This window comes from Pseudonocardia sp. Cha107L01, assembly GCF_052566575.1.
On the sequence record NZ_CP199579.1, the window covers coordinates 4,358,400 to 4,378,428 of the forward strand.

Consider the following 20,029-nt stretch of genomic DNA (forward strand, 5'->3'; position numbering starts at 1 on the left):
GTCACTGGGACCAGCGGAGTACGTCCTCCAGCACGTCGATCAGCTCGCTCTTCGGCTGCGGCAGGGAACCGGGGAGGCGGCTGGCGAGCGGAGCGGAGGCCTCCACGGGCCGGCCCAGGTCGTGCCGGCCGCCGTCGCGGGACCGGTCGCCGCCGCCCCGGCGGGCCCGGAGCTCGTCGCGGCGGGCCCGGTGCTGCTCGCGGCGGGCCCGCAGCTCGTCGTGCCGGGCGCTGAGCGCGGTCGGGACGCGAGGCGCTCCCGGTACCGCCCCGAAGGTGCCGGTGGTGTTGATCCGGGGAACCGGCAGCGAGACACCGCCCTCAGTGGGCGGGCGCGTGGACCTGCGGGGCGGCATCGGGGTCACGCCGGTGGGGAGCGGAGTGACTGGGGTGCCCGGCCGGCGGGCGGCGCCCTGTGGCGCCAGCCGGGCGGTGGCGGATTGGGTGGCGGACTGGGTGGCGGACTGGGGAGGTACCGCGCCGTGGTCGGTCTGCCTCGGCATGCCGGGGCGGCTGGCGTTGGAGGGACACGGCCCGTAGCGACGGTCCACCTCGGTGGCCAACCGGTACATCTCGCACGGCCACTGCGCGCCGCGGCAATCCCGGCAGCGGCCGGTGGCGTCAGCGATGTGTTCGGCCTGGATACGCCGACGCAGGTCAGGCATCCGAGCCAACATCTCGACCATCAGCATCGTGGGCGTCGACCTTTCGTGCGATCTTGCGGGGTAGTGCGACGCATTGTGCTCACGCGCGATTTGGTCACGATCGGCGGGTTGACCGAGATTTGACCGTTATCCAGCCGAAACACCGGGACCCCTGTCAGGTTGCTTCGGATGTTGTGCGTTATTTCACTCGGACGAGGGGCTATAACAACGTACGGAGAGTGACATGCCCTCGCTGTCGGTATCCGGGGCAAAAAAGCAATAGCCGGTTCCCGGTGGCGCCGCCCGATCTCCGTGCCCGATCGCGCGGCGCCGCACCGAGAGCCGGCCCGACGTGCCTGTCTGACGTGCCTACCGCTTGACGTGCCTGTCTGGCGTGCCTTCTGACGTGCCTACGGCTTGGCGCCTCAGCCGGCGTCCTGCGCCACCTTGGCGAGGGTGTCCAGTTCCGCCAGCGTCTCGGACTCCGGTTGGGTGCGGAGCAGGAACGTCACCCGCTCCACGCCGCCCTCGGCGTACCCGTCCAGCGCGGTCCGGCTCGGGCCGGCACCGAAGATCGTGAACGGCACGTCGGTGCGGCCCTGGTCGGCCAGCCACTGCCGGACCCGGTTCAGCTCGGCGGCCCTGGTCTGCGCGCGCGGCAGCCAGGCGTCGCCGTACTTGGCGAGGCGGTCCAGTGCAGCCTTGCTCTCCCCGCCGACATAGATGGGCAGGTGTGGCTTCTGCACCGGCTTGGGCCAGGCGAAGATCGGGTCGAAGTTGATGTGCTCGCCGTGGAACTCCGCCTGCTCCTTGGTCCAGATCTCCTTCAGCGCGGCGAGCTGCTCGCCCATCAGTGCGCCCCGGGTCTTGGGGTCCACACCGTGGTTGCGCATCTCCTCGCGGTTCCAGCCGGCGCCGACGCCCAGTGCGGCGCGGCCGCCAGAGACCACGTCGAGGCTCGCCGCCTCGTTCGCGAGGTGGATCACGTCCCGCTGCGGCACCAGCGCGATCCCGGTGGCCAGCAGCAGGTTCTGGGTGGCCGCCCCGACCGCCGTCAGCGCGACGAACGGGTCGAGCGTGCGGTAGTAGACGCGGGGCAGCTCGCCCCCGCCGGGGTAGGGGGACTCCCTGCTGGCCGGGATGTGCGAATGCTCGGCGATGAACAGCGAGTCGAACCCGCGTTCCTCGAGCGCCGCGCCCAGCGGGCCGGGTCGGATGCCTTCGTCAGTGATGAACGTCGCGATACCGAATTTCACTCTTGGCACAACCCGGCCGGGGCGCGGAGCATTCCGGGGTTCACTCAGGTGGCGGCCGCCGAAACTGGTTGGCACGCGCGCCCGGACCGACTACCAACCATAGACATGACAACAACCGCCACGAGGGCCACGCTCGCGCCCCGGCTGCTGACCGACGGCGACTGGCCCGAGTTCCTGGCCATGGTGTCGGCGGCCTTCCTGTCGGACCCGGGCGCGGACCCGCTGGCGGCCGAGCGCAGCCGGGCGGTGCTCGAACCGGGCCGGACGCTCGGCGTCTTCGACGACACCCGGCTGCTCGGCGGCGGCGGCATCCTGACCAGGGAGATGACCCTGCCGGGGAGTGGACCGAGCCCGGTCGCGGCGGTCAGCCACGTCGGGGTGCGCCCGGACGCGCGCGGTCGGGGCGCGCTCACCGCGCTGATCCGCGCCCAGCTGACCGGGCTGCACGAGAGCGGCGGCGAGCCGGTCGCGGTGCTGTGGGCGTCCATGGCACCGATCTACGGGCGGTTCGGCTACGGGCCGGCCAGCCGCCGGGGCGAACTCTGTGTGCCGGCGCGGGCGCCGTTCCGGGAGGGCTCGCCGGCCGGTGGCACGGTCCGGTGGCTCGACGAGGCGGATGCGGCCGAGTCGCTGCGCGCGATCCACCGGGGGTTGGCCGCGAGCCGGGTGGGCTGGGTGTCCCGCCCGGAGGCCAGCTGGCGGTGGTGGCTGGCCGACCCGGAGACGGGCCGGGGCGGCTCGACGGCCTACCGGTACGCGCTGCACCAGCCGCGGGGCGGGGGCGAGCCGGACGGCTACGCGGTGTTCCGGCTCAAGCCGAACTGGCCGGCCGCCGGGCCGGACTTCGAGGTGGACATCCACGAGCTGGTCGCCGCCAACCCGGCGGCGTACGCGGGGCTCTGGCGCTCGCTGCTGGACCTCGACATGGTCGGCAGGGTGCGCTACGGCAACGTCGCGCTGGACGACCCGATCCCGCAGCTGCTGGTCAACGCCAGGGCCCTGCTGTCCGACGTCGGCGACGCGCTCTGGGTGCGGCTGGTCGACCTGGACCGGGCGCTCACCGCCCGCCGGTACGCGGCCGGGTGCGATCTGGTGTTCGCGGTCACCGACCGGTTCTGCCCGTGGAACGAGGGCCGCTGGCGGCTGCGGGCGGGTGCTGACGGTGCCGCCGAGGTCGCCCGCACCGAGGACGAGGCGGACCTGGCGTGTGACACCACCGACCTGGCTTCGGCCTACCTCGGCGGTATCCGGCTGAGCTCGCTGGCGGCCGCCGGCCGGGTCCGCGAGCTGCGCCCCGGAGCGGTGCTGGCGGCGTCCCGGGCGATGGCCGGTGATGCGGAGCCGTACTGCCTGGATGTGTTCTGACCTCGATGTCCTGACGACCTGCGTTGCTGGCCTGCCCGCCACTCAGAATTCGCGGCGGGCGGCTCGTAATCGGTCCAGCTGCCCGTCCGCCAGCGCCGACCAGAAGCGCAGCGCGGCGTGCTCCATCTCCAGCCCGAGCTCCAGGGTGATCATGCGGGGCCGCGCGGGCTCGCTGTCGCCGAACCGGGCCTGCATCTCCTGGTAGACGGTGATCCGCTCCTGGTGCTGCTTGATCTGCTCGTTGGCCAGGTTGGTCACGTCGCCCGGCTCGCCCACCTCGTTGAAGAACAGCTTCAGCTCGGCGATGTCGCGCATCTGGAAGTGCTCGTTGGTCGGCGCGGCGAGCCAGCTGCGCACCGCGGCCCGGCCGGCGTCGGTGATCGAGTAGGTCTTGCGCCGCCGGCCGCCGTCCTCGGTGGACAGCTCGAGCAGGCCGAGCTCGGCGAGTCGGTCCGGCTCGGAGTACAGCTGCGCGTGCGGGAAGTGCCAGAAGTAGCCGACCGAGTGGCCCACCGCGCGCTTGAGGTCGTAGGGCGTCGACGGGCCGCGTAGCGCGAGCATCCCCAGTACGACGTACGACGTTGACGACAGTCGGATACCGCTCACCGGTTCCACCCCTCACTGTCCTCGGCGAGTGTGCCGTAGGTCACTCGAAGCGCCGCTCCGATGCCGGCGGAGCCTAGGCCCCCCGGAGTGTCATCGCCCAGGCACCCTGAGTGTATTCACTCCACCATCCAAATCATACGTTCGGTGGTGTGACGTCGACCGTCCTCTGACTACCGTCCAGAACAGATTATTGAGGATGGTGCTCATGGACCTGGTGACCACGCTGCGGTGGGCAGCCGAGCGTTACCCGTCCCGGCCGGCGGTGTGCGGCACCGGGCGCCAGTTCAGCTACGCCGCCTGGGAGGCGCGCACCAACCAGCTGGCCCGTGCGCTGGCCGGCGCCGGGGTGTGTCCCGGTGATCGGGTCGGCGTGCTGGTGCGCGGCGGCGAACCGCTGGCCAGCCTGCACCTGGCGGTCCAGAAGCTCGGGGCGGCCACGGTCCCGCTGTCCACCCGGTTCGGGGCCGCCGAGCTGCGCTACTGCCTGGCCGACGCCGGGATCCGGTTGCTCGTGGTGGAGGAGGCCACCGCCGCGCCGGCCGGTACCGCCGTCGTCGGCCTCCCGGTGGGTGTGCGGACCGCTGCCGAGCTGGACGCCGTCGCGGCGCTGGAGGACGACCACCCGTTCCCGGTGACGCCGGCGGAGGACGCGATCAGCGTGCAGCTCTACACCTCAGGCACCACCGGCCGGCCGAAGGGCGTGCCCCGCAGCCACCGCGCGGAGCACGCCGCCGCCGTCGCGCACGTAGTGCAGACGCAGCTGCGGCTCGGCGAGGTCAGCCTCGGCGTGATGCCGATGTTCCACACCATGGGCCTGCGCACGCTGCTGGCCAGCATCGTGGTCGGCGGGACCTGGGTCGGGCAGCCGGTGTTCGACGCCGACGAGTCCGCCGCCCTGATCGTGCGGCAGGGGGTCACCTCGCTCTACGTGGTGCCGACGATCTACTGGTCCCTGCTGCGCACCGGGCGGCTCGGCGCGGCGGCCGCACTGGACCGGCTGGCCTACGCCGGGGCCGCGATGGCACCCGCGCTGGCCGAGCAGCTGACCGCCGAGGTGGCGCCCGGCGCGTTCGTCAACCACTTCGGCAGCACCGAGATCTACACCTTCACGATCGGGCCGGACGTGGCCGCGAAGCCGGGTTCGGCCGGCCGGGCCGGCATCTTCTCCCGGGTTCGCCTGGTCGCGCCGGAGCCGGGTGCACCGCCGGACGCGCTGGTCGGGCCGGGGGAGCAGGGGCAGGTCATCGTGTCCATGGCCAGTCCGGAGGCGTTCACCGGCTACTGGCGCCGGCCGGACGCGAACGCCACCGCGATCCGCGGCGGCTGGTACTACACCGGTGACCTCGCGGTGGCGGACGACGACGGCGATCTCTGGGTCTCCGGCCGGGTCGACGACATGATCAACTCTGGTGGCGAGAACATCTACCCGGACGAGATCGAGGCGGTGCTGGTGCGCTGCCCGTCCATCGACGACGTGTGCGTGGTCGGGCTGGCCGACGAGCGGTGGGGGCAGGCGGTCACCGCGTTCGTGGTGCCGGCGCAGCGGGTCGCGCCGCTGGCGGCCGCCACGGAGGCGCTCGCCTACGCCCGCGAGGCGCTGCCGTCGGTCAAGCGGCCCAAGAAGGTGATCGCGGTCGACGCCATCCCACGCTCCGGGGTCGGCAAGACACTGCGCCGCACCCTGGTCGCCGGCGAGTTCGACTCCCGGGGTGAGGCCGGTGGCTGAGTCGCGTCCCGGACCGGGCGCCCGGTCCGTCGCGGAGGTGCCGGAGTGGGCGCCGGCCCGGGTGGAGGACGGCCCGCTGGTCACCGGGCAGGGCCGGTTCCTGGACGACCTCGACCCGCTGCCCGGCACGCTGGTCGCCGCGGTGGTCCGGTCCCCGCACCCGCACGCCCGGATCGGCGCTGTCGACCTGAGCCGGGCCCGCGCTCATCCCGGGGTGGCCGCCGTGCTGGGGCCGGCCGACGTGGCCGCCGCGCTGCGCCCGTTCCCGCTGTCCACCGGCGCGGCCATGCCGTACTACCCGACCGGCACCGACAAGGTCCGCTTCGTCGGCGAACCCGTCGCCGTCGTGGTGGCCACCGACCGCTACACCGCTGAGGACGCCGCCGAGCTGGTCGACGTCGAGTACGAGCCGCTGGACCCGGTGGTCGGTGCCAGGGCCGCGCTGGCCGACGGCGCCCCGCTGCTGCACTCCGATGCCGGGTCCAACGTGGCCACCGACCGGACCTTCTCGTTCGGCCCGGTGGACGAGATCTTCGCCGCCGCCGCGCACGTCGTCGAGGGGGTCTACGACTTCCCGCGCTACTCCTCGGTCCCGATGGAGTGCTACAGCGTGATCGCCGACTGGCGGGGCGGCTCCGGTGACGGCACGAGCGGCCCGTCCGTGGAGGCCTGGGCCAACTTCCACGGCCCGTTCACCATGGTGCCGGTGATGGCCGGCGCGCTCGGCCTGCCCACCTCGCGGCTGCGGCTGCACGTGCCCGGCGACATCGGCGGCAGCTTCGGGATCAAGGCCGGCATCTACCCGTACGTGGTGCTGATGGCGCTGGCCAGCAAGCACGCCGGCGCCCCGGTGCGCTGGACCGAGGACCGCATCGAGCACCTGCTGGCCAGCTCGAGCGGGGCGGACCGGGTGATGCACTTCCGGGCGGCGGTGGCTGCCGACGGGCTGGTCACCGCGCTGGACACCGACCTGGTGGACAACGTCGGCGCCTACCTGCGCCCGCCGGAGCCGTCCACGCTGTACCGCTGCTTCGGCAACATCACCGGTCCGTACCGGATCCCGGCGGTGCGCATCCGGGCCCGCGCGGTGGTGACCAACCAGATGCCCACCGGGCTGAACCGGGGATTCGGCGGCCAGCAGCTGTACTTCGGGCTGGAGCGGCTGATGGACGAGGTGGCCGCCGCCGCCGGGCTGGACGCGTTCGAGGTGCGGCGGCGGAACCTGGTGACCGGCTTCCCGTACGAGACCCCGACCGGCGGGGTGTACGACTCGGGGGACTACGCCGCGGCCGTCGAGCTGGCGCTGAAGAACGCCGATCTGGCCGAGCTGCGCGAGCGGCAGAACGAGGTGCGTGCCGGCGGCGGCTACTACGGCATCGGCGTCGGGCTGGTGGTCGACCCGTCCGGCACGAACATCGGCTACGTCGGCCTCGCCACCCCCGCTGAGCAGCGCAAACCCGGGCGGGACAAGTCCGGCTCCACCGAGCACGTACGCATCTCGGTGGACCTGTCCGGTGTGGTCACCGTGCTGCTGGGCAGCGTGCCGCAGGGCCAGGGGCACGCCACGGTGGCCCGGTCTGTGGCGGCGCGGCGGCTCGGGCTGCCGGTGGAGCAGGTCCGGGTGGTGGTCGACATGGACACCGCGACCACGCCGTGGACGGTGACCTCGGGCAGCTACTCCTCCCGGTTCGCGCCCCTGGTGACCAGTGCCGTGGTGCAGGCCGCCGACCGGATCGCCTCGACCATCCGGGCGGCCGGGTCGGTGCTGCTCGGGCTGCCCGCCGACGAGCTGGAACTGGCCGACGGTCAGGTCCGGTCGCGCACCGATTTGTCCCGCGCCGCGCAGTTCCGGCACGCCGCCGGGGTGGTGCACTGGGATCCGAGCGCACTGCCCGAGGGGGTGTCGGCACGGCTGTACGAGGAGGCCGCGTTCACCCCGCGCGAGGTCCGCGCGGCCACCCGGGACGACCGGATCAACTCCTCGCTCTGCTACGGGTTCGTCGCCGAGATCGTCGCGGTGCGCATCGACCCGGACACCCTTGAGATCACCATCGACCGGGTGTCCTCGGTGCACGACGCCGGCACCGTGCTCAACCAGCAGCTGCTGGACGGGCAGGTGTACGGCGCGCTCACCCACGCCCTCGGCGGCGCGATGTACGAGGAGTTCCACTACGCGCCGTCGGGGCAGCCGACCTCGGCCACCTTCCTGGACTACCTCTGCCCGACCAGCGCCGAGGCCGGCTACGAGCTGCGCACCGACCACCTGGTCAGCCCGTCCCCGCTGACCCCGCTCGGGGCCAAGGGCTGCGGCGAGGGCTCCTCGATGAGTTTCCCGGTGGCGCTGGCCAACGCGGTCGCGGACGCGCTCGCGCCGGCCGGAGTCAAGATCACCTCGCTACCCCTGCACGGCGAGGTCCTGTACCAACTACTGACCCTGAGGAGCTGAGATGGCACTGACCGGCGGCGACGTACTCCTGGAGCGCGGCCAGGACGGCCGGGTGGCGTACCTGACGCTGTCCCACGGCCGCTACACCGTGATCACCTGGGAGATGCGGCAGCTCGTCGCGGACCGGTTCGCCGAGATCGACCGGGACCCCGAGATCCGGGTCGTGGTGGTGCGCAGCGACGGCGAGCACTTCACCTCCGGCGGTGACATCGCCGGCTTCATGGAGGTCGACCCGATCGACTTCACCGACCTCGGGCACAACGTCACCGCGCCGGCCCGCAGCACCAAACCGGTGATCGCGGCGGTGGATGGCTACTGCTTCGGCGTCGGCTGCGAGATGGCGCTGTCCTGCGACATCCGGCTGGGTACGCCGCGCACCCAGTTCGCGCTGCCGGAGATGAACCTGGGCATGATCCCCGGTTCCGGCGGCACCCAGCGCCTGGCCCGGCTGGTCGGGTTGTCCCGGGCCAAGTTCCACATCATGACGGCCACCCGGATCCAGGCCCGGCAGGCACTGGACTGGGGCATCCTCGCCGAGCTGCACGACGACCGGGAGGCGCTGTACGCGGCCGTCGATGCGCTCGCGGTGAAGATGGCCGACTTCTCCCCGGCCGCCCAGCGCACCGCGAAGGAGGTGCTGGACAAGGGCGTCGACGGGCCGCTCTACACCGGCATCGACCTGGAGCGGAAGGCCTACGCGATGCTGCGCGCCACGGACGACTTCGCCGAGGGCGTCGCGGCGTTCACCGAGAAGCGCAAGCCCAAGTTCACCGGGCGGTGACGGTATGAAGCCGGCCCCGTTCAGCTACGTCCGCCCCGGTTCGCTCGCCGACGTACTCGGTGAGCTGGCCGCCGGCGACGGCAAGGTGCTGGCCGGCGGGCAGTCGCTGGTGCCGGTGTTGGCCATGCGGCTGGGCCGGCCGGGCACCCTGGTGGACATCAACTCGGTCGCCGAGCTGGACGAGCTGACCGTGTCGGGCTCCGGTTCCCGGGCCGGCGAGGTGCTGCGGGTGGGGGCGACGACCCGGCAGCGGGTGCTGGAACGGTCCGAGGAGGTGCGCCGGGTGCCGCTGCTCGGGATGGCGCTGCCCTTTGTCGGGCACCGTGAGCTGCGCAGCCGGGGCACCGTGTGCGGCAGCCTGGCGCACGCCGACCCGGCCGCTGAGCTGCCGGCGGTGGCCTGCTGCCTGGGCGCGGTGCTGGAGATCGCCGCCCCGTCCGGGCACCGGCGGTTGTCAGCGGCGGAGTTCTTCGCCGGTGCCATGACCACCGCCGTCGGGCCGGACGAGGTGCTGGTGGCGGCGGAGTTCCCGGTGGCCCGCGCGGGCGAGGGCTTCGGCTTCGCCGAGATCGCCCGCCGGCACGGTGACTTCGCGCTGGCCGGGGTGGTCACCCGGGTGGTGCGTGACGGCGATCGGGTGGTGACCGCGACGTTGACCGGGTTCGGCATCTCCGACCAGCCGGTGACCAGGGACGTTGCCCAGCTGGTCCAGGCCGGTGATGGTCTTCCGGCCGCGCTGCGGGAGGGCACCGCCGAGCTGGCCGCCGACCTGGTGGACACCGCCGGCGACGCGCACGGCTCGACCGGTTACCGGCGGCGGCTGTTCACCGTGCTCGCCGCGCGGGAGCTGGGTCGGGCGTACGACAGCGCCGGCAACGACAGGGCCGGCAATGACAGGGCCGGCAATGACAGGGCCGGGTCGTGACGCCCGCACCGAGGGCGCGGGTGGCGGCGCACGAGCTGGTGGACGTGGCGCTGACCGTCAACGGCAGCGCCGTGACGGTCCGGGTGCCGCTCCGGATGCACCTGGCCGACGCGCTGCGCGAGCACCTCGGGCTGACCGGCACCCACCTCGGTTGTGAGCACGGCGTGTGCGGCATGTGCACGGTGCTGGTGGACGGCGAGGCAGCCCGGGCCTGCCTGCTGCTCGCGGTGCAGTGCGAGGGCGCCGAGGTGGTCACCGTGGAAGGCCTCGGCTCCCCGGCCGAGCAACATCCGCTGCAGCGGGCGTTCGCTGCGCACCACGGGTTGCAGTGCGGCTTCTGCACCCCCGGCATGCTGATGAGCAGCTACGACCTGCTCTCCAACGGACCGTCCGGCACCGCCGTGGCACCGGGCGAGCTGCCGGTGGAGATGTCCGGCGTGCTCTGCCGGTGCACCGGCTACCGGGGCATCCTGGCCGCCGTCGCGGACGTCGCCGCCGCCTATCCGGACGGCCTGCCCGGTCCGGGTAACTGTGCCGCGCGGACGTTGTTGGGGCGGTCCGGCGGTCGGTCGGCGGCACCGGCTCCCGATGCCGGTGGGTCGTCCCCGGGGGAGCCGTCCCGGTCGGCTGCTTCCGCTGTTTCCGCCGTTTCCGCCGTGGAGCCCCGGCTGCCCGGCGGGGCGCCGTCGGCGACCGTCGAGGTCCGCGGCGCGCTGTCCGAGCCGGTGGACGCGGTGTGGCGGGTGCTGGACGACTTCGACCAACTGGCCCGCTGCCTACCCGGGGCAACGCTGGTGGAGGTACTCGAGGACGGACGCTACCTGGGGCGTGCGGTGGTCGCGCTGGGCCCGGTCAAGCTGACCTTCGACGGGGTGGCGCGGGTGCTGGAGCGGGATCCGGGGGAACATCGGCTGCGGGTGGTGGCGCAGGGCGCGGACGCCGGCGGCAGCGCGACCCAGGCGGACATCCGGCTGCGGGCCGCGCCGGGCGCCGACGGTGGCACCGAGCTGCGGGCCGATGTGTCGCTGTATCTGTCCGGGCGGATCGCCCAGTTCGGCCGGGCGCTCGCCGGGGACGTCAGCCGGCGGTTGTTCGAGCAGTTCACCTCGGCGGTTGACCAGGCCGCCCGCACCGGCACGGCACCGACGGTGGGCGCCGGCCCCAGCCCGGTCCGAATCCTGCTCGGAGTCCTTGTCGACCGGGTGCGGGGGTTGCTGTCGCGGTGGCGTCGTTGAGTTTCTGGTTGCCTTTTACCGAAGCTTTGGACGGGACAGTGGTCAGTTAGGCGTTTTGACCTCGCCTTTGGGTCTGGGTCGGGGTGGCTTGTTGGGGACGTTCGGCGGGGTTCGCGAAAAATCATGAAATCTTTTTTCGGGGGCGGCGGTATCGGCCCGGAAACTGTCGGGGCTCTTTGCCATAATTTTGGGTATGTCGGAGGGTTCGGTTGTTGTGGCGCGGCGGGTGGTCATGGATTCCATGGCCGCGTTGCGCGCACTCGAACGCGCCGGTGATGCGGAGTGTCGGATTGACGGGTTGAAGAGTTACCAGGTTTTGCGGCGCCAATGTGAGTACGACTCGTTGGTGTTGCTCGCCGGGTTGGATCGGGATGGGGAGTTTCTCGAGCGGGGGATGCATTCGGCGAATGCCGTGGCGGATCTGCTCGGTCTGAGCCAGCGGGACGGGCGGCGGATGGTGGCGGTGGCCGCCAGTGTGTTTCCGACGCGGTCGTTGGTGGGTGAGGTGTTGGAGCCGAAACTGCCGGCGACGGCGATGGCGTTGGGTGCGCTGGAGATTGATCTGGCGCATGCTGAGGTGATCGAGTCGGTGCTGGCTACGGATGCCGCGCGGCGGATCACGGTGGAGCAGTGGGTGGCGGCGGAGGTGTTGTTCGCCGATTGGGCGCGGCAGTACAGCCCGGAGTTGTTGGGCCGCAAGGCCCGCGAGGAACTGGACCTGCTGGATCAGGATGGTGCGCCGCCGGGTGAGGACGATCCGCAGGTCAACGAGCTGCACCTGGCCAAGTCCCGCCACGGTGTCGGTGGGAAGATCAAGGGCCAGTTGGACTCGGCGACGTACGAGACGGTGGCGCGGGCGATCGGGGCGATCCTCAAACCGGCCGCCGACGAGAACAAGTCCCTCGGGCAACGGCAGGCGGATGCGCTCGGGGAGATCTGCGCGCACGCCCTCGACGAAGGCCGCCTGCCCGCGCAGGGCGGTGAGCGTCCGCACGTGGCGATCACGATGGGGCTGGAAGCGCTGAAGGCCGGGTTGCGTGGGGCGAACCTCGAGCTCGGCGGACATATCGGGCCGGGTGAGGTACGCCGGCTCAGCTGCGACGCCCAGATCACCCCGATCGTGCTCGGTGCGAACAGTGAGCCGTTGGATGTGGGCCGGGAGAAACGGTGTGCCACGTCGGCGCAACGTAAAGCGGTCGCGGTTCGGGATGGTGGGTGCGCCCATCCGGGGTGTGACCGGCCACCGAGTTCCTGCGAGGTGCACCATATTGTGCACTGGGTCCATCACGGTGAAACAAAACTCGACAATTTGGTGATGTTGTGCTGGACGCATCATCGGATGGTGCATCAATCCGACTGGGAAGTCCGCATGCGCGATGGACTCCCCGAATTTATCCCGCCAAAATGGATCGACTACTCACAGACACCCCGACGACAACCATTGCTCAGTCTGTCCGGCTAGGATTCCGCGTTCGGTGTCCGCTGATCGTGTCACGTGCCGGTTCCGTGCGCGGTGGGTGACCGATGAGTTTTCGGCGGCTGGCGCCTCTGTATGAGTGTGCCGTCGGCGAGGGTTCGGCGGCGGGAGGAAGACGGCGATGAGCACAGCAGCGGATAGTGCACCGAGCACGGCGGTCGTGGTGCGGTACCAGACCAGGCCGGACGCCGCCGAGCGCAACCAGGAGCTGGTGCGCCAGGTGTTCGCCGAACTGAACCGGGAGCGGCCGGACGGCCTGCGGTACGCGGCGTTCCGGCTCGCCGACGGGGTCAGCTTCGTCCACGTGGTGACGGTCGAGGCCGGGGTCGACCCGTTGTCCCGCTCCGCCGCGTTCGCGGAGTTCCAGCGCGGCCTCGGCGGTCGGCTCGCTGGTCCACCGGTGCCCAGCCCGGCCACTATGGTCGGCTCGTACCGGTTCGGAAAGGACGACGACTGATACGAGGTGGAGCGGCGGTGTCGACCCAGGCGGCACTCACTCAGGCGGCCAGCGCTGAGGCGAGCGAGGAGTTCGGTCGGCTGGCAGATCCGTTCCGCCGGGAGCTGCTCGCGCTGTGCTACCGGATGCTCGGGTCGAGCGACGATGCCGAGGACGTGGTCCAGGAGACCTACCTGCACGCCTGGCGCGGGTACCCGGGGTTCGAGGGCCGCGCGTCACTGCGCACCTGGCTGTACCGGATCGCCACCCGGGCCTGTCTGAAGGCGCTGGAACGCGCGGGTCGCCGGCCACTGCCCTCCGGGCTCGGTGCCCCCGCTGACAACCCGGAGGGTCAGACCGGCCAGTGGCGCACCGATATCGCCTGGTTGCAACCACTGCCCACCGCCTGGCGGGGCGCCGAGCCGGCGGATCCGGCGGTCACCGTGGCCTCCCGGCAGAGCATGCGGCTGGCCTTCGTCGCCGCGCTGCAGCACCTGCCGCCCCGCCAGCGCGCCGTGCTGATCCTGCGCGACGTGTTGGCCTGGCGCACCAGCGAGGTCGCCGAGCTGATCAGCGCGAGTGAGGCGGCCGTGAACAGCGCGCTGCAACGGGCCCGGGCCCAGCTGCGCCAGGTCGCGCCCACCGAGGACACCACGACCGAACCGAGCGACGCGGTGCAGCGCGACCTGCTGGACCGTTACGCGGCCGCCTTCGAAACTGCGGACATCGGCGAGCTCACCCGACTGTTGGCCGAGGACGCGGTGTGGGAGATGCCACCGATCCCGACCTGGTTCGCCGGGCGGCAGACCATCGCTCGGTTCCTGGTGGCCAGAGTGCTGGCGTCGGGCCACTTCCGGCTGCTCGGCACCGAGGCGAACGGCCAACCCGCATTCGGGCTGTACCTGCGCGGCCAGGATGGCGCGTTCCGGCCGCACGGGGTGCAGGTGCTGAGCCTCACCGAGCGGGGCGTCGCGCGGGTCGTCACCTTCCACAACCCGGAGCTGCCGGCCCGGTTCGGCCTCCCCGAACGCCCGTGACCTCTGCCCCGTGGGTGGCGAGTGGTCTCCCGGGACCACCCGCAACTCACGAGGTAGCTCGGCTCAGTGGGTGAGTGTCACTTTGCTCAGGCCGCCGGGCTGGTCCGGGTCGACGCCGAGAGCCTCACACCTGGCCAGTGCCAGCTGTTGGCCGCGCACGGTGGCCAGCAGGCCTTCCCCGGCATGCCCGAGCGCCGGCCAACTGACCCGCGCGGCCGGCCCGGTGCCGATCAGCGCGCTGGTCGCACCCCGCTGGGCGAGCTCGGGGGTCAGCGCCGCGGTGTCCTGGTCGGCCGGGCCCGAGCCGGCCAGCAGCACGGCGGGCGACTCGGGGCCGCACACGGCGATCGGGCCGTGCCGGAAGTCGGCCGTGGAGAACCCGTGCGCCATCACGCCGGTGGTCTCCTGCAGCTTCAGCGCCGTCTCCAGCGCCGCTGGGTAGCAGAACCCTCGGCCGACCACCGCCATCCGGTCCGGGCCGGCCAGCTCGGCGCCGAGCGCGGTGATGCCCGCGGTGTCGGCCAGCACGGTTTCGACCGCGTCCGGGATCTGCCGGACCTGCTCGCCGGTCAACCCCGGCGAACCGAGGCCACCGGCGACCGCGAGTACCGCGAGCATCTGGGCGGTGACCGTCTTGGTGGCCGGCACCGCTCGCTCCGGACCGGCGGCCAGGTCGATCGAGAGGTCGGCGGCACGGGCGAGATCCGAGGAACCGTCGTTGGAGATGGCCACCACCGAGGCGCCGACGGACCGGAACTCCCTGGCGAGGCTGACGATCTCGGGGGTGCGGCCGGACTGCGACAGCGCGACCACCAGCCAGCCGGCGAACCCGGTGGGATGTTGTGCGAACGCGGTGGTGACGCTCGGCGCGACCAGGCAGGTGGGCAGCCCGGTGTAGAGCTCGACGGCGTAGCGCCCGAGCAGCGCGGCGTGGTCGGACGAGCCCCTGGCCACGAAGGCCACCCCGGGCACCCCACCCGTGTACAGGCCGGCTACCTGCTCGCTGAGCTGCTCGAACCGCTGCGCGAGCCGGGCCAGCACGGCCGGTTGCTCGGCCATCTCCCTGGCCATCAGGGTGGTCGCCGCGGCGCTCACCGCCGGGCTCCGGTCAGCGGCTGGCGGTACGGATTCAGCGGGTTCTCCGACATACTAAGGAGCCTTTATTAAATACTCTTGCTTGTCAACACCGGCGCCGTGCCAGGATGCGTGCGCCGAACTCGGAGGGAGGTGGGCGATGGCGCCGGCCGAACCTGCCATCGGCGACCCCGCCGCCGGCCCACCCGCCGGCGCCCGGTCCGCCGCCGGCCCACCTGACGGCGACCCCGCCGCCGGCCCACCTGCCGGCGCCCGGTCCGCCGCCGGCCAGCGGGCTGTCGCGGTGGCTCCCTCCGTGCTGCGCGAGATGAACCAGCGGCTTCTCCTGGACCAGCTGTTCGCCGGCGGCCCGGCGACCCGGCCTCGGCTGGCCAGGGACGCCGGCCTCTCGCTGCCCACCGTGATCGCCGCGCTGGCCGATCTGGAGAACGCCGAGCTGGTCCGCCCGGCCGGTCGGGCCGACACCGCGCAGGGACGCCCCGCCACCCGGTACGAGGTGAACCCGAGCGCGGGCCTGGTGGTCGGCGTGGACGTCGGCCGGGACCGACTCCGGCTGGCCGTCGCCGACCTGGCCGGCAACCAGCTGGGCCAACTCGAGCTGCGCAACACCGCGCGCACCTCGGCCGCGCTGGTCGAGGGGATCAGCGACGCGGTGGCGTCGGTGGCCCGGGCCGCCGCGGTCGACCCGGCCGCGATCACCCACGCGGTCATCGGCTCACCCGGCGTCTACGACCCCCGCCGGGGCCGCGTGCTGTACGCGGCGAACCTGCCCGGCTGGCAGCGCGGCGGCCTCGCGGAGACCCTGGGCCAGCGGCTCGGCACCTCACTGACGGTCGACAACGACGCCAACCTGGCCGCCATCGGCGAGCACAACTACGGCGCCGGCCGGGGCACCCGGCACTTCGTCTACGCCCATGTGGACAGTGGCGTCGGCGTCGGGCTGGTCCTGGACGGCAAGCTCTACCAGGGCTTTTCCGGCGCGGCCGGTGAGGTCGGCTACCTGCCCATCGGCGCGCCCGCCGCGCAACCGGTATCGCGGGTCGGCATGCTCGAGGAGCAGCTCGCGTCGGCCGCGGTGCTGCGCTACGCCCGGGAGGCCGGCCTGTCCGGCTACCGCACCGTCGAGGCGGTGTTCGCGGCGGCGCGGGCCGGTGATCAGCGGGCCGGGCAGGTGATCGAGGTGGTGGCCGGCCACCTGGCCCGGCTGATCGCGAGCATCGCCGCCTTCTTCGACCCGGAGCTCATCGTGCTCGGCGGAAGCATCGGGCGGCACCTGGACCTGCTCGAGGCGCCCACCCGTGCGGTGCTCGCCCAGCTGACCCCGATGTCGCCTCGGCTGGCGGTCGGGGCGCTCGGTGCCGACGCGGTGGTCCGGGGGGCGCTGGCCACCGGTGTCCGGCGGGCCAGGGAGATCGTGTTCGCCGCTCGGTCCACGCGCGCCAGCTGATCGCCCGACCGAGTGCTGTCGTCCGTGCCGAACCGGCGCGAGTCGGGCGCTGACCTGCGCATTTGTACTCCCGGCACGAACCCGAATGCGTGATTCGTGTCCGTACACCATGTGGTCTGTTCGGACTAACCCGCTACCGTGGGCGCCGTCACAATTCTCGCTACACTCGATGACTGAGAGTGACCATGCATTTTGCCGAGCTAGCCGATGTTCGGGCTGACGACGACGCTGCCGCGCGCTGTATCAGCGACGACGCCGTGGCCCTGAACAACGGCGAGTTCGCAAAGCGGGTGCGGAGCGTAGCCGGGCTGCTGGCACAAAGCGGGGTTCGGCGGGGCGACGTGGTCGCCACCCTGTTGCCCAACCGGGTCGAGTTGGTGCTCACCCTCTTCGCGGCCTGGCGCCTCGGCGCGGCGGTCACCCCGATCAACCCGGCGCTCACCGACCCGGAGGCCGCCTACCAGCTCGAGGACTCGGCGGCCCGGCTGGTGGTGCTGGACAACCGGCCGTCGCCGTCCGGCACCGCCGATGCCCTGGAGGTGGCTGACCTCTGGTCCGACAGCTGGTCCGACGGCGGGGACCTGGGCGAGCCCGCCGATGCGCCGGTACTGGATCCCGACGGCCTGGCGCTGCTGATCTACACCAGCGGGACCACGGGTAAGCCCAAGGGCGTGATGCTCGACCACGCGAACCTCTCGTCGATGTGCGACATGGCGCTCGACGCGTTCGGACTCGAGGAGACCGACCACTGCCTGCTGGTGCTGCCGCTGTTCCACGTCAACGGCATCGTGGTCAGCGTGCTGTCCCCGCTGCTGGCCGGCGGGAGCACCACGATCGCCGGGCGCTTCTCCCCGGACCGGTTCTTCGACGACGTGCGCCGGTCCCGGCCGACCTACTTCTCGGCGGTGCCGGCGATCTACGCGATGCTGTCCAACCTGCCGGCGTCGGTCCGCCCGGACACCTCGTCGCTGCGCTTCGTGGTCTGCGGCGCGGCACCGATGCCGGCCGAGCTCATCGACCGCTTCGAGCAGCGCTACGGCGTCGTCCTGGTGGAGGGCTACGGGCTGTCCGAGGGCACCTGTGCCTCGACCGTGAACCCGCTGGACGGCGTCCGCAAGCCCGGCACCGTCGGACTGCCGATGGCCGGGCAGCGGGTGGAGCTGGTCGACGCCGACGGCAACCGCGTGCCGGCCGGCGAGTCCGGCGAGGTGGTCATCGCCGGCCCGAACGTGATGCGCGGCTACCTGAACCGGCCGGGGGAGACCGCGAAGACCGTCGTCGACGGCTGGCTGCACACCGGCGACGTGGGACGGTTCGACCAAGACGGCTACCTGGTCCTGGTGGACCGGGTGAAGGACATGATCATCCGGGCGGGCGAGAACATCTACCCCAAGGAGATCGAGTCCGTGATCTACCAGCACCCCGCCGTGCTCGAGGTGGCGGTCATCGGCCGCCCCCACGAGGTGTACGGGGAGGTGCCCGTCGGCTACGTCTCGCTGCGCGACCAGGCCGGCGCGGCCGCTCAGGTGACCGCTGAGGAGCTGCTGGAGCACACCAGGGCGCAGCTGTCCAAGTACAAGGTCCCGGTCGAGCTCACCGTGCTCGACAGCCTGCCGAAGAACTCGGTCGGCAAGATCGACAAACCGACGCTGCGCACGTCGCTCGCCGCCAACGTATGACCGACCTGGAACACCGATCGGAGAACCACCGTGGGTTTCATCAACGCTGATCTACCTGACGTGGACCTGGCTACCTTCGAGGAGCGGCCCCACCTGGAGCGGATCAAGATCCTCGCGCTGCACTGGATCGACTACGGGTTCGGCACCCCGAAGGTGATCCACGCGATGTACTGCGCGAAGATCGCCGTCTTCGTCGTGCTCGGCCTACTGCTCGCCTCGCGCACGGCCGGGATCGGCTCGATCGGCGACGTCGCCAGCTGGTGGACCCAGCCGATCTTCTACCAGAAGCTCGTCGTCTGGGTGATCCTCTACGAGATGCTCGGGTTCGGCGCATCCTGCGGCCCGCTCGCGTTCCGCTTCAAGCCGTGGGTCGGCGGCTGCACCTACTGGCTGCGCCCCGGCACCATCAAGCTGCCGCCGTGGCCGGGCAAGAACCCGATCGCGGGCGGCTCGCGACGCACCTGGTTCGACGTGTTCGTGTACGCCGGCATGATCGTTTCCGCCATCGTGCTGCTGTTCTCCGACGGGGTGCCGAAGGCCGGCCAGCCGGCGGACAGCGTGGGCCTGCTGGACCCGAGACTGCTCGCTGTGCTGATCGGGTTCACCCTGGTCGCCGGGCTGCGGGACCGGCTGCTGTTCCTCGCCGCGCGCAGCGAGCAGTACTGGGTCATGTGCATCATGTTCGCCACGCTGCCGTTCGTGGACATGATCGTCGGCGCCAAGCTGGTGATGTGCGCGGTGTGGTGGGGCGCGGCCGCCTCCAAGATCGGCAAGCACTTCGGCTACGTGATCCAGGGCATGACCACCAACGCGCCGCTGATGGTCTCCAAGTGGCTACGGCACAAGCTCTGCAAGGACTTCCCGAACGACATCCGGCCGTCCTGGCTGGCCGGTTTCCTCGGCCACACCGGCACGGTGCTGGAGTTCGGCGCCCCGGTGATCCTGCTGTTCGTCACCAACCGGCCGGTGGTGCTGGTGACCGCCGCCGTCATGGTCATCTTCCACCTGTACATCACGTCCAACTTCCCGCTGGCGGTGCCGCTGGAGTGGAACATCTTCTACACCTTCTCGCTGGTCTGGCTGTTCGTGCTGCACCCGGCCGGCGAGTTCGGCCTGTGGTCGACGAGCTCGGTGTGGCTGCCGATCGTGATCATGGTGATCCTGTTCGGTGTCCCGGTGCTGGGCAACCTGCGGCCGGACCTGATCTCCTTCCTGCCCGCCGCGCGCTACTACGCGGGCAACTGGGCGACCGGCCTGTGGGCGTTCCGGCGCACTCCGGATGGTCAGCCGAGCTGCGAGGAACGGATCGACCTCAACATCGTCAAGTCCTCGAAGAACCAGATCACCCAGCTCACCGAGCTGTACAGCAAGGAGGTCGCCGAGATCTTCCTGCAGAAGGCGGTGGCCTGGCGGTACATGAACAGCCACGGGCGCGCGCTGTCCTCGCTCATGCTGACCCACCTGGACAGCGCGGAGAACTACGACATCCGCGAGGGCGAGTTCGTGATGAGCTCGGTGGTCGGCTGGCAGTTCGGTGACGGGCACCTGCACGACGAGTTCTTCATCAACGCCGTGCAGGAGCGCTGCCAGTACGCGCCGGGTGAGCTGATGGTGGTGCTGCTCGAGTCGCAGCCGTGGCACACCATGACCCAGAAGTACCGGATCGTCGACGCGGCGGTCGGGGTGGTCGAGCGGGGAGTGGTCGACGTGCGCGACATGACCGCCGCCCAGCCGTGGTTGGCCGACGGGCCGATCCCGTACCGGGTCACCTGGCGGGCGTCGGACACCGCGCCAGCCGCGCCGGCTGCCCCGGTCGAGGAGCCCCGTGCGGCTGCCTCGGTCGAGCAGCCGCGCGCGACCAGTTCGCCGGAGTGA

Annotated in this window: 16 protein-coding genes; 12 read left to right on the plus strand and 4 right to left on the minus strand. The window is 71.7% G+C overall.

The window, feature by feature from the left end; translation table 11 throughout:
• Position 1: 1 nt before the first annotated feature.
• Complete coding sequence (locus ACTXG6_RS20535) at positions 2-691, minus strand: hypothetical protein (protein ID WP_445189411.1); 690 nt, start codon at positions 689-691, stop codon at positions 2-4.
• A gap of 377 nt (positions 692-1,068) precedes the next feature.
• Complete coding sequence (locus tag ACTXG6_RS20540; protein ID WP_445189412.1) at positions 1,069-1,899, minus strand: LLM class F420-dependent oxidoreductase; 831 nt, start codon at positions 1,897-1,899, stop codon at positions 1,069-1,071.
• A 105-nt stretch (positions 1,900-2,004) separates the two neighbouring features.
• Here ACTXG6_RS20540 and ACTXG6_RS20545 point away from each other — a divergent pair, with 105 nt between their 5' ends.
• Positions 2,005-3,264, plus strand: coding sequence for a GNAT family N-acetyltransferase (locus tag ACTXG6_RS20545; protein WP_445189413.1), 1,260 nt, complete (start codon positions 2,005-2,007; stop codon positions 3,262-3,264).
• A gap of 42 nt (positions 3,265-3,306) precedes the next feature.
• Here the strand turns inward: ACTXG6_RS20545 and ACTXG6_RS20550 are convergent, their stop codons facing one another.
• Complete coding sequence (locus tag ACTXG6_RS20550) at positions 3,307-3,870, minus strand: PadR family transcriptional regulator (protein ID WP_445189414.1); 564 nt, start codon at positions 3,868-3,870, stop codon at positions 3,307-3,309.
• 205 nt (positions 3,871-4,075) lie between these two features.
• On the opposite strand from ACTXG6_RS20550, the gene ACTXG6_RS20555 reads away from it, so the two are divergent.
• The 8 genes from ACTXG6_RS20555 (at position 4,076) to ACTXG6_RS20590 (ending at position 13,933) form a co-directional block, all read left to right on the plus strand.
• Complete coding sequence (locus ACTXG6_RS20555) at positions 4,076-5,596, plus strand: class I adenylate-forming enzyme family protein (protein WP_445189415.1); 1,521 nt, start codon at positions 4,076-4,078, stop codon at positions 5,594-5,596.
• A complete protein-coding gene (locus tag ACTXG6_RS20560; RefSeq protein WP_445189416.1) occupies positions 5,589-8,042 on the plus strand; it encodes a xanthine dehydrogenase family protein molybdopterin-binding subunit in 2,454 nt (817 codons plus the stop codon). Before ACTXG6_RS20555 ends, ACTXG6_RS20560 begins: the two co-directional genes overlap by 8 nt.
• Before the next feature lies 1 nt (position 8,043).
• A complete protein-coding gene (locus ACTXG6_RS20565; protein WP_445189417.1) occupies positions 8,044-8,823 on the plus strand; it encodes an enoyl-CoA hydratase/isomerase family protein in 780 nt (259 codons plus the stop codon).
• A gap of 4 nt (positions 8,824-8,827) precedes the next feature.
• Positions 8,828-9,748, plus strand: coding sequence for an FAD binding domain-containing protein (locus tag ACTXG6_RS20570; protein WP_445189418.1), 921 nt, complete (start codon positions 8,828-8,830; stop codon positions 9,746-9,748).
• The gene (locus tag ACTXG6_RS20575; protein WP_445189419.1) at positions 9,745-10,983 is read left to right on the plus strand and encodes a 2Fe-2S iron-sulfur cluster-binding protein; all 1,239 of its coding nucleotides are present in this window, start codon (positions 9,745-9,747) and stop codon (positions 10,981-10,983) included. Before ACTXG6_RS20570 ends, ACTXG6_RS20575 begins: the two co-directional genes overlap by 4 nt.
• 232 nt (positions 10,984-11,215) lie before the next feature.
• Positions 11,216-12,445 (plus strand): DUF222 domain-containing protein, encoded by a 1,230-nt coding sequence (locus tag ACTXG6_RS20580; RefSeq protein ID WP_445189420.1) that lies wholly within the window; start codon positions 11,216-11,218, stop codon positions 12,443-12,445.
• 136 nt (positions 12,446-12,581) lie between these two features.
• A complete protein-coding gene (locus ACTXG6_RS20585) occupies positions 12,582-12,917 on the plus strand; it encodes a hypothetical protein (RefSeq protein WP_445189421.1) in 336 nt (111 codons plus the stop codon).
• A 17-nt stretch (positions 12,918-12,934) separates the two neighbouring features.
• Entirely contained in the window at positions 12,935-13,933 is a 999-nt protein-coding gene (locus tag ACTXG6_RS20590; protein WP_445189422.1) for a sigma-70 family RNA polymerase sigma factor, read from the plus strand.
• A gap of 63 nt (positions 13,934-13,996) precedes the next feature.
• Here ACTXG6_RS20590 and ACTXG6_RS20595 read toward each other — a convergent pair whose 3' ends face one another.
• On the minus strand, positions 13,997-15,028 hold the full coding sequence (locus ACTXG6_RS20595; protein ID WP_445189423.1) for an SIS domain-containing protein: 1,032 nt from the start codon (positions 15,026-15,028) through the stop codon (positions 13,997-13,999).
• A gap of 139 nt (positions 15,029-15,167) precedes the next feature.
• Here ACTXG6_RS20595 and ACTXG6_RS20600 point away from each other — a divergent pair, with 139 nt between their 5' ends.
• From ACTXG6_RS20600 to ACTXG6_RS20610, 3 genes are all read left to right on the plus strand, one after another.
• A complete protein-coding gene (locus ACTXG6_RS20600; RefSeq protein WP_445189424.1) occupies positions 15,168-16,475 on the plus strand; it encodes an ROK family protein in 1,308 nt (435 codons plus the stop codon).
• Between the two features lie 185 nt (positions 16,476-16,660).
• Positions 16,661-18,154 (plus strand): class I adenylate-forming enzyme family protein, encoded by a 1,494-nt coding sequence (locus ACTXG6_RS20605; protein WP_445189425.1) that lies wholly within the window; start codon positions 16,661-16,663, stop codon positions 18,152-18,154.
• Positions 18,155-18,184: 30 nt separating this feature from the next.
• On the plus strand, positions 18,185-20,029 hold the full coding sequence (locus tag ACTXG6_RS20610) for a DUF3556 domain-containing protein (RefSeq protein WP_445189426.1): 1,845 nt from the start codon (positions 18,185-18,187) through the stop codon (positions 20,027-20,029).

Coding starts and splice junctions, on each gene's coding strand:
- ACTXG6_RS20545 (WP_445189413.1), top strand. CDS start 2,005: ATGACAACAACCGCCACGAGGGCCACGCTCGCGCCCCGGCTGCTGACC.
- ACTXG6_RS20555 (WP_445189415.1), top strand. CDS start 4,076: ATGGACCTGGTGACCACGCTGCGGTGGGCAGCCGAGCGTTACCCGTCC.
- ACTXG6_RS20565 (WP_445189417.1), top strand. CDS start 8,044: ATGGCACTGACCGGCGGCGACGTACTCCTGGAGCGCGGCCAGGACGGC.
- ACTXG6_RS20535 (WP_445189411.1), bottom strand. CDS start 691: ATGCTGATGGTCGAGATGTTGGCTCGGATGCCTGACCTGCGTCGGCGT.
- ACTXG6_RS20585 (WP_445189421.1), top strand. CDS start 12,582: ATGAGCACAGCAGCGGATAGTGCACCGAGCACGGCGGTCGTGGTGCGG.
- ACTXG6_RS20570 (WP_445189418.1), top strand. CDS start 8,828: ATGAAGCCGGCCCCGTTCAGCTACGTCCGCCCCGGTTCGCTCGCCGAC.
- ACTXG6_RS20600 (WP_445189424.1), top strand. CDS start 15,168: ATGGCGCCGGCCGAACCTGCCATCGGCGACCCCGCCGCCGGCCCACCC.
- ACTXG6_RS20580 (WP_445189420.1), top strand. CDS start 11,216: ATGGATTCCATGGCCGCGTTGCGCGCACTCGAACGCGCCGGTGATGCG.
- ACTXG6_RS20605 (WP_445189425.1), top strand. CDS start 16,661: ATGCATTTTGCCGAGCTAGCCGATGTTCGGGCTGACGACGACGCTGCC.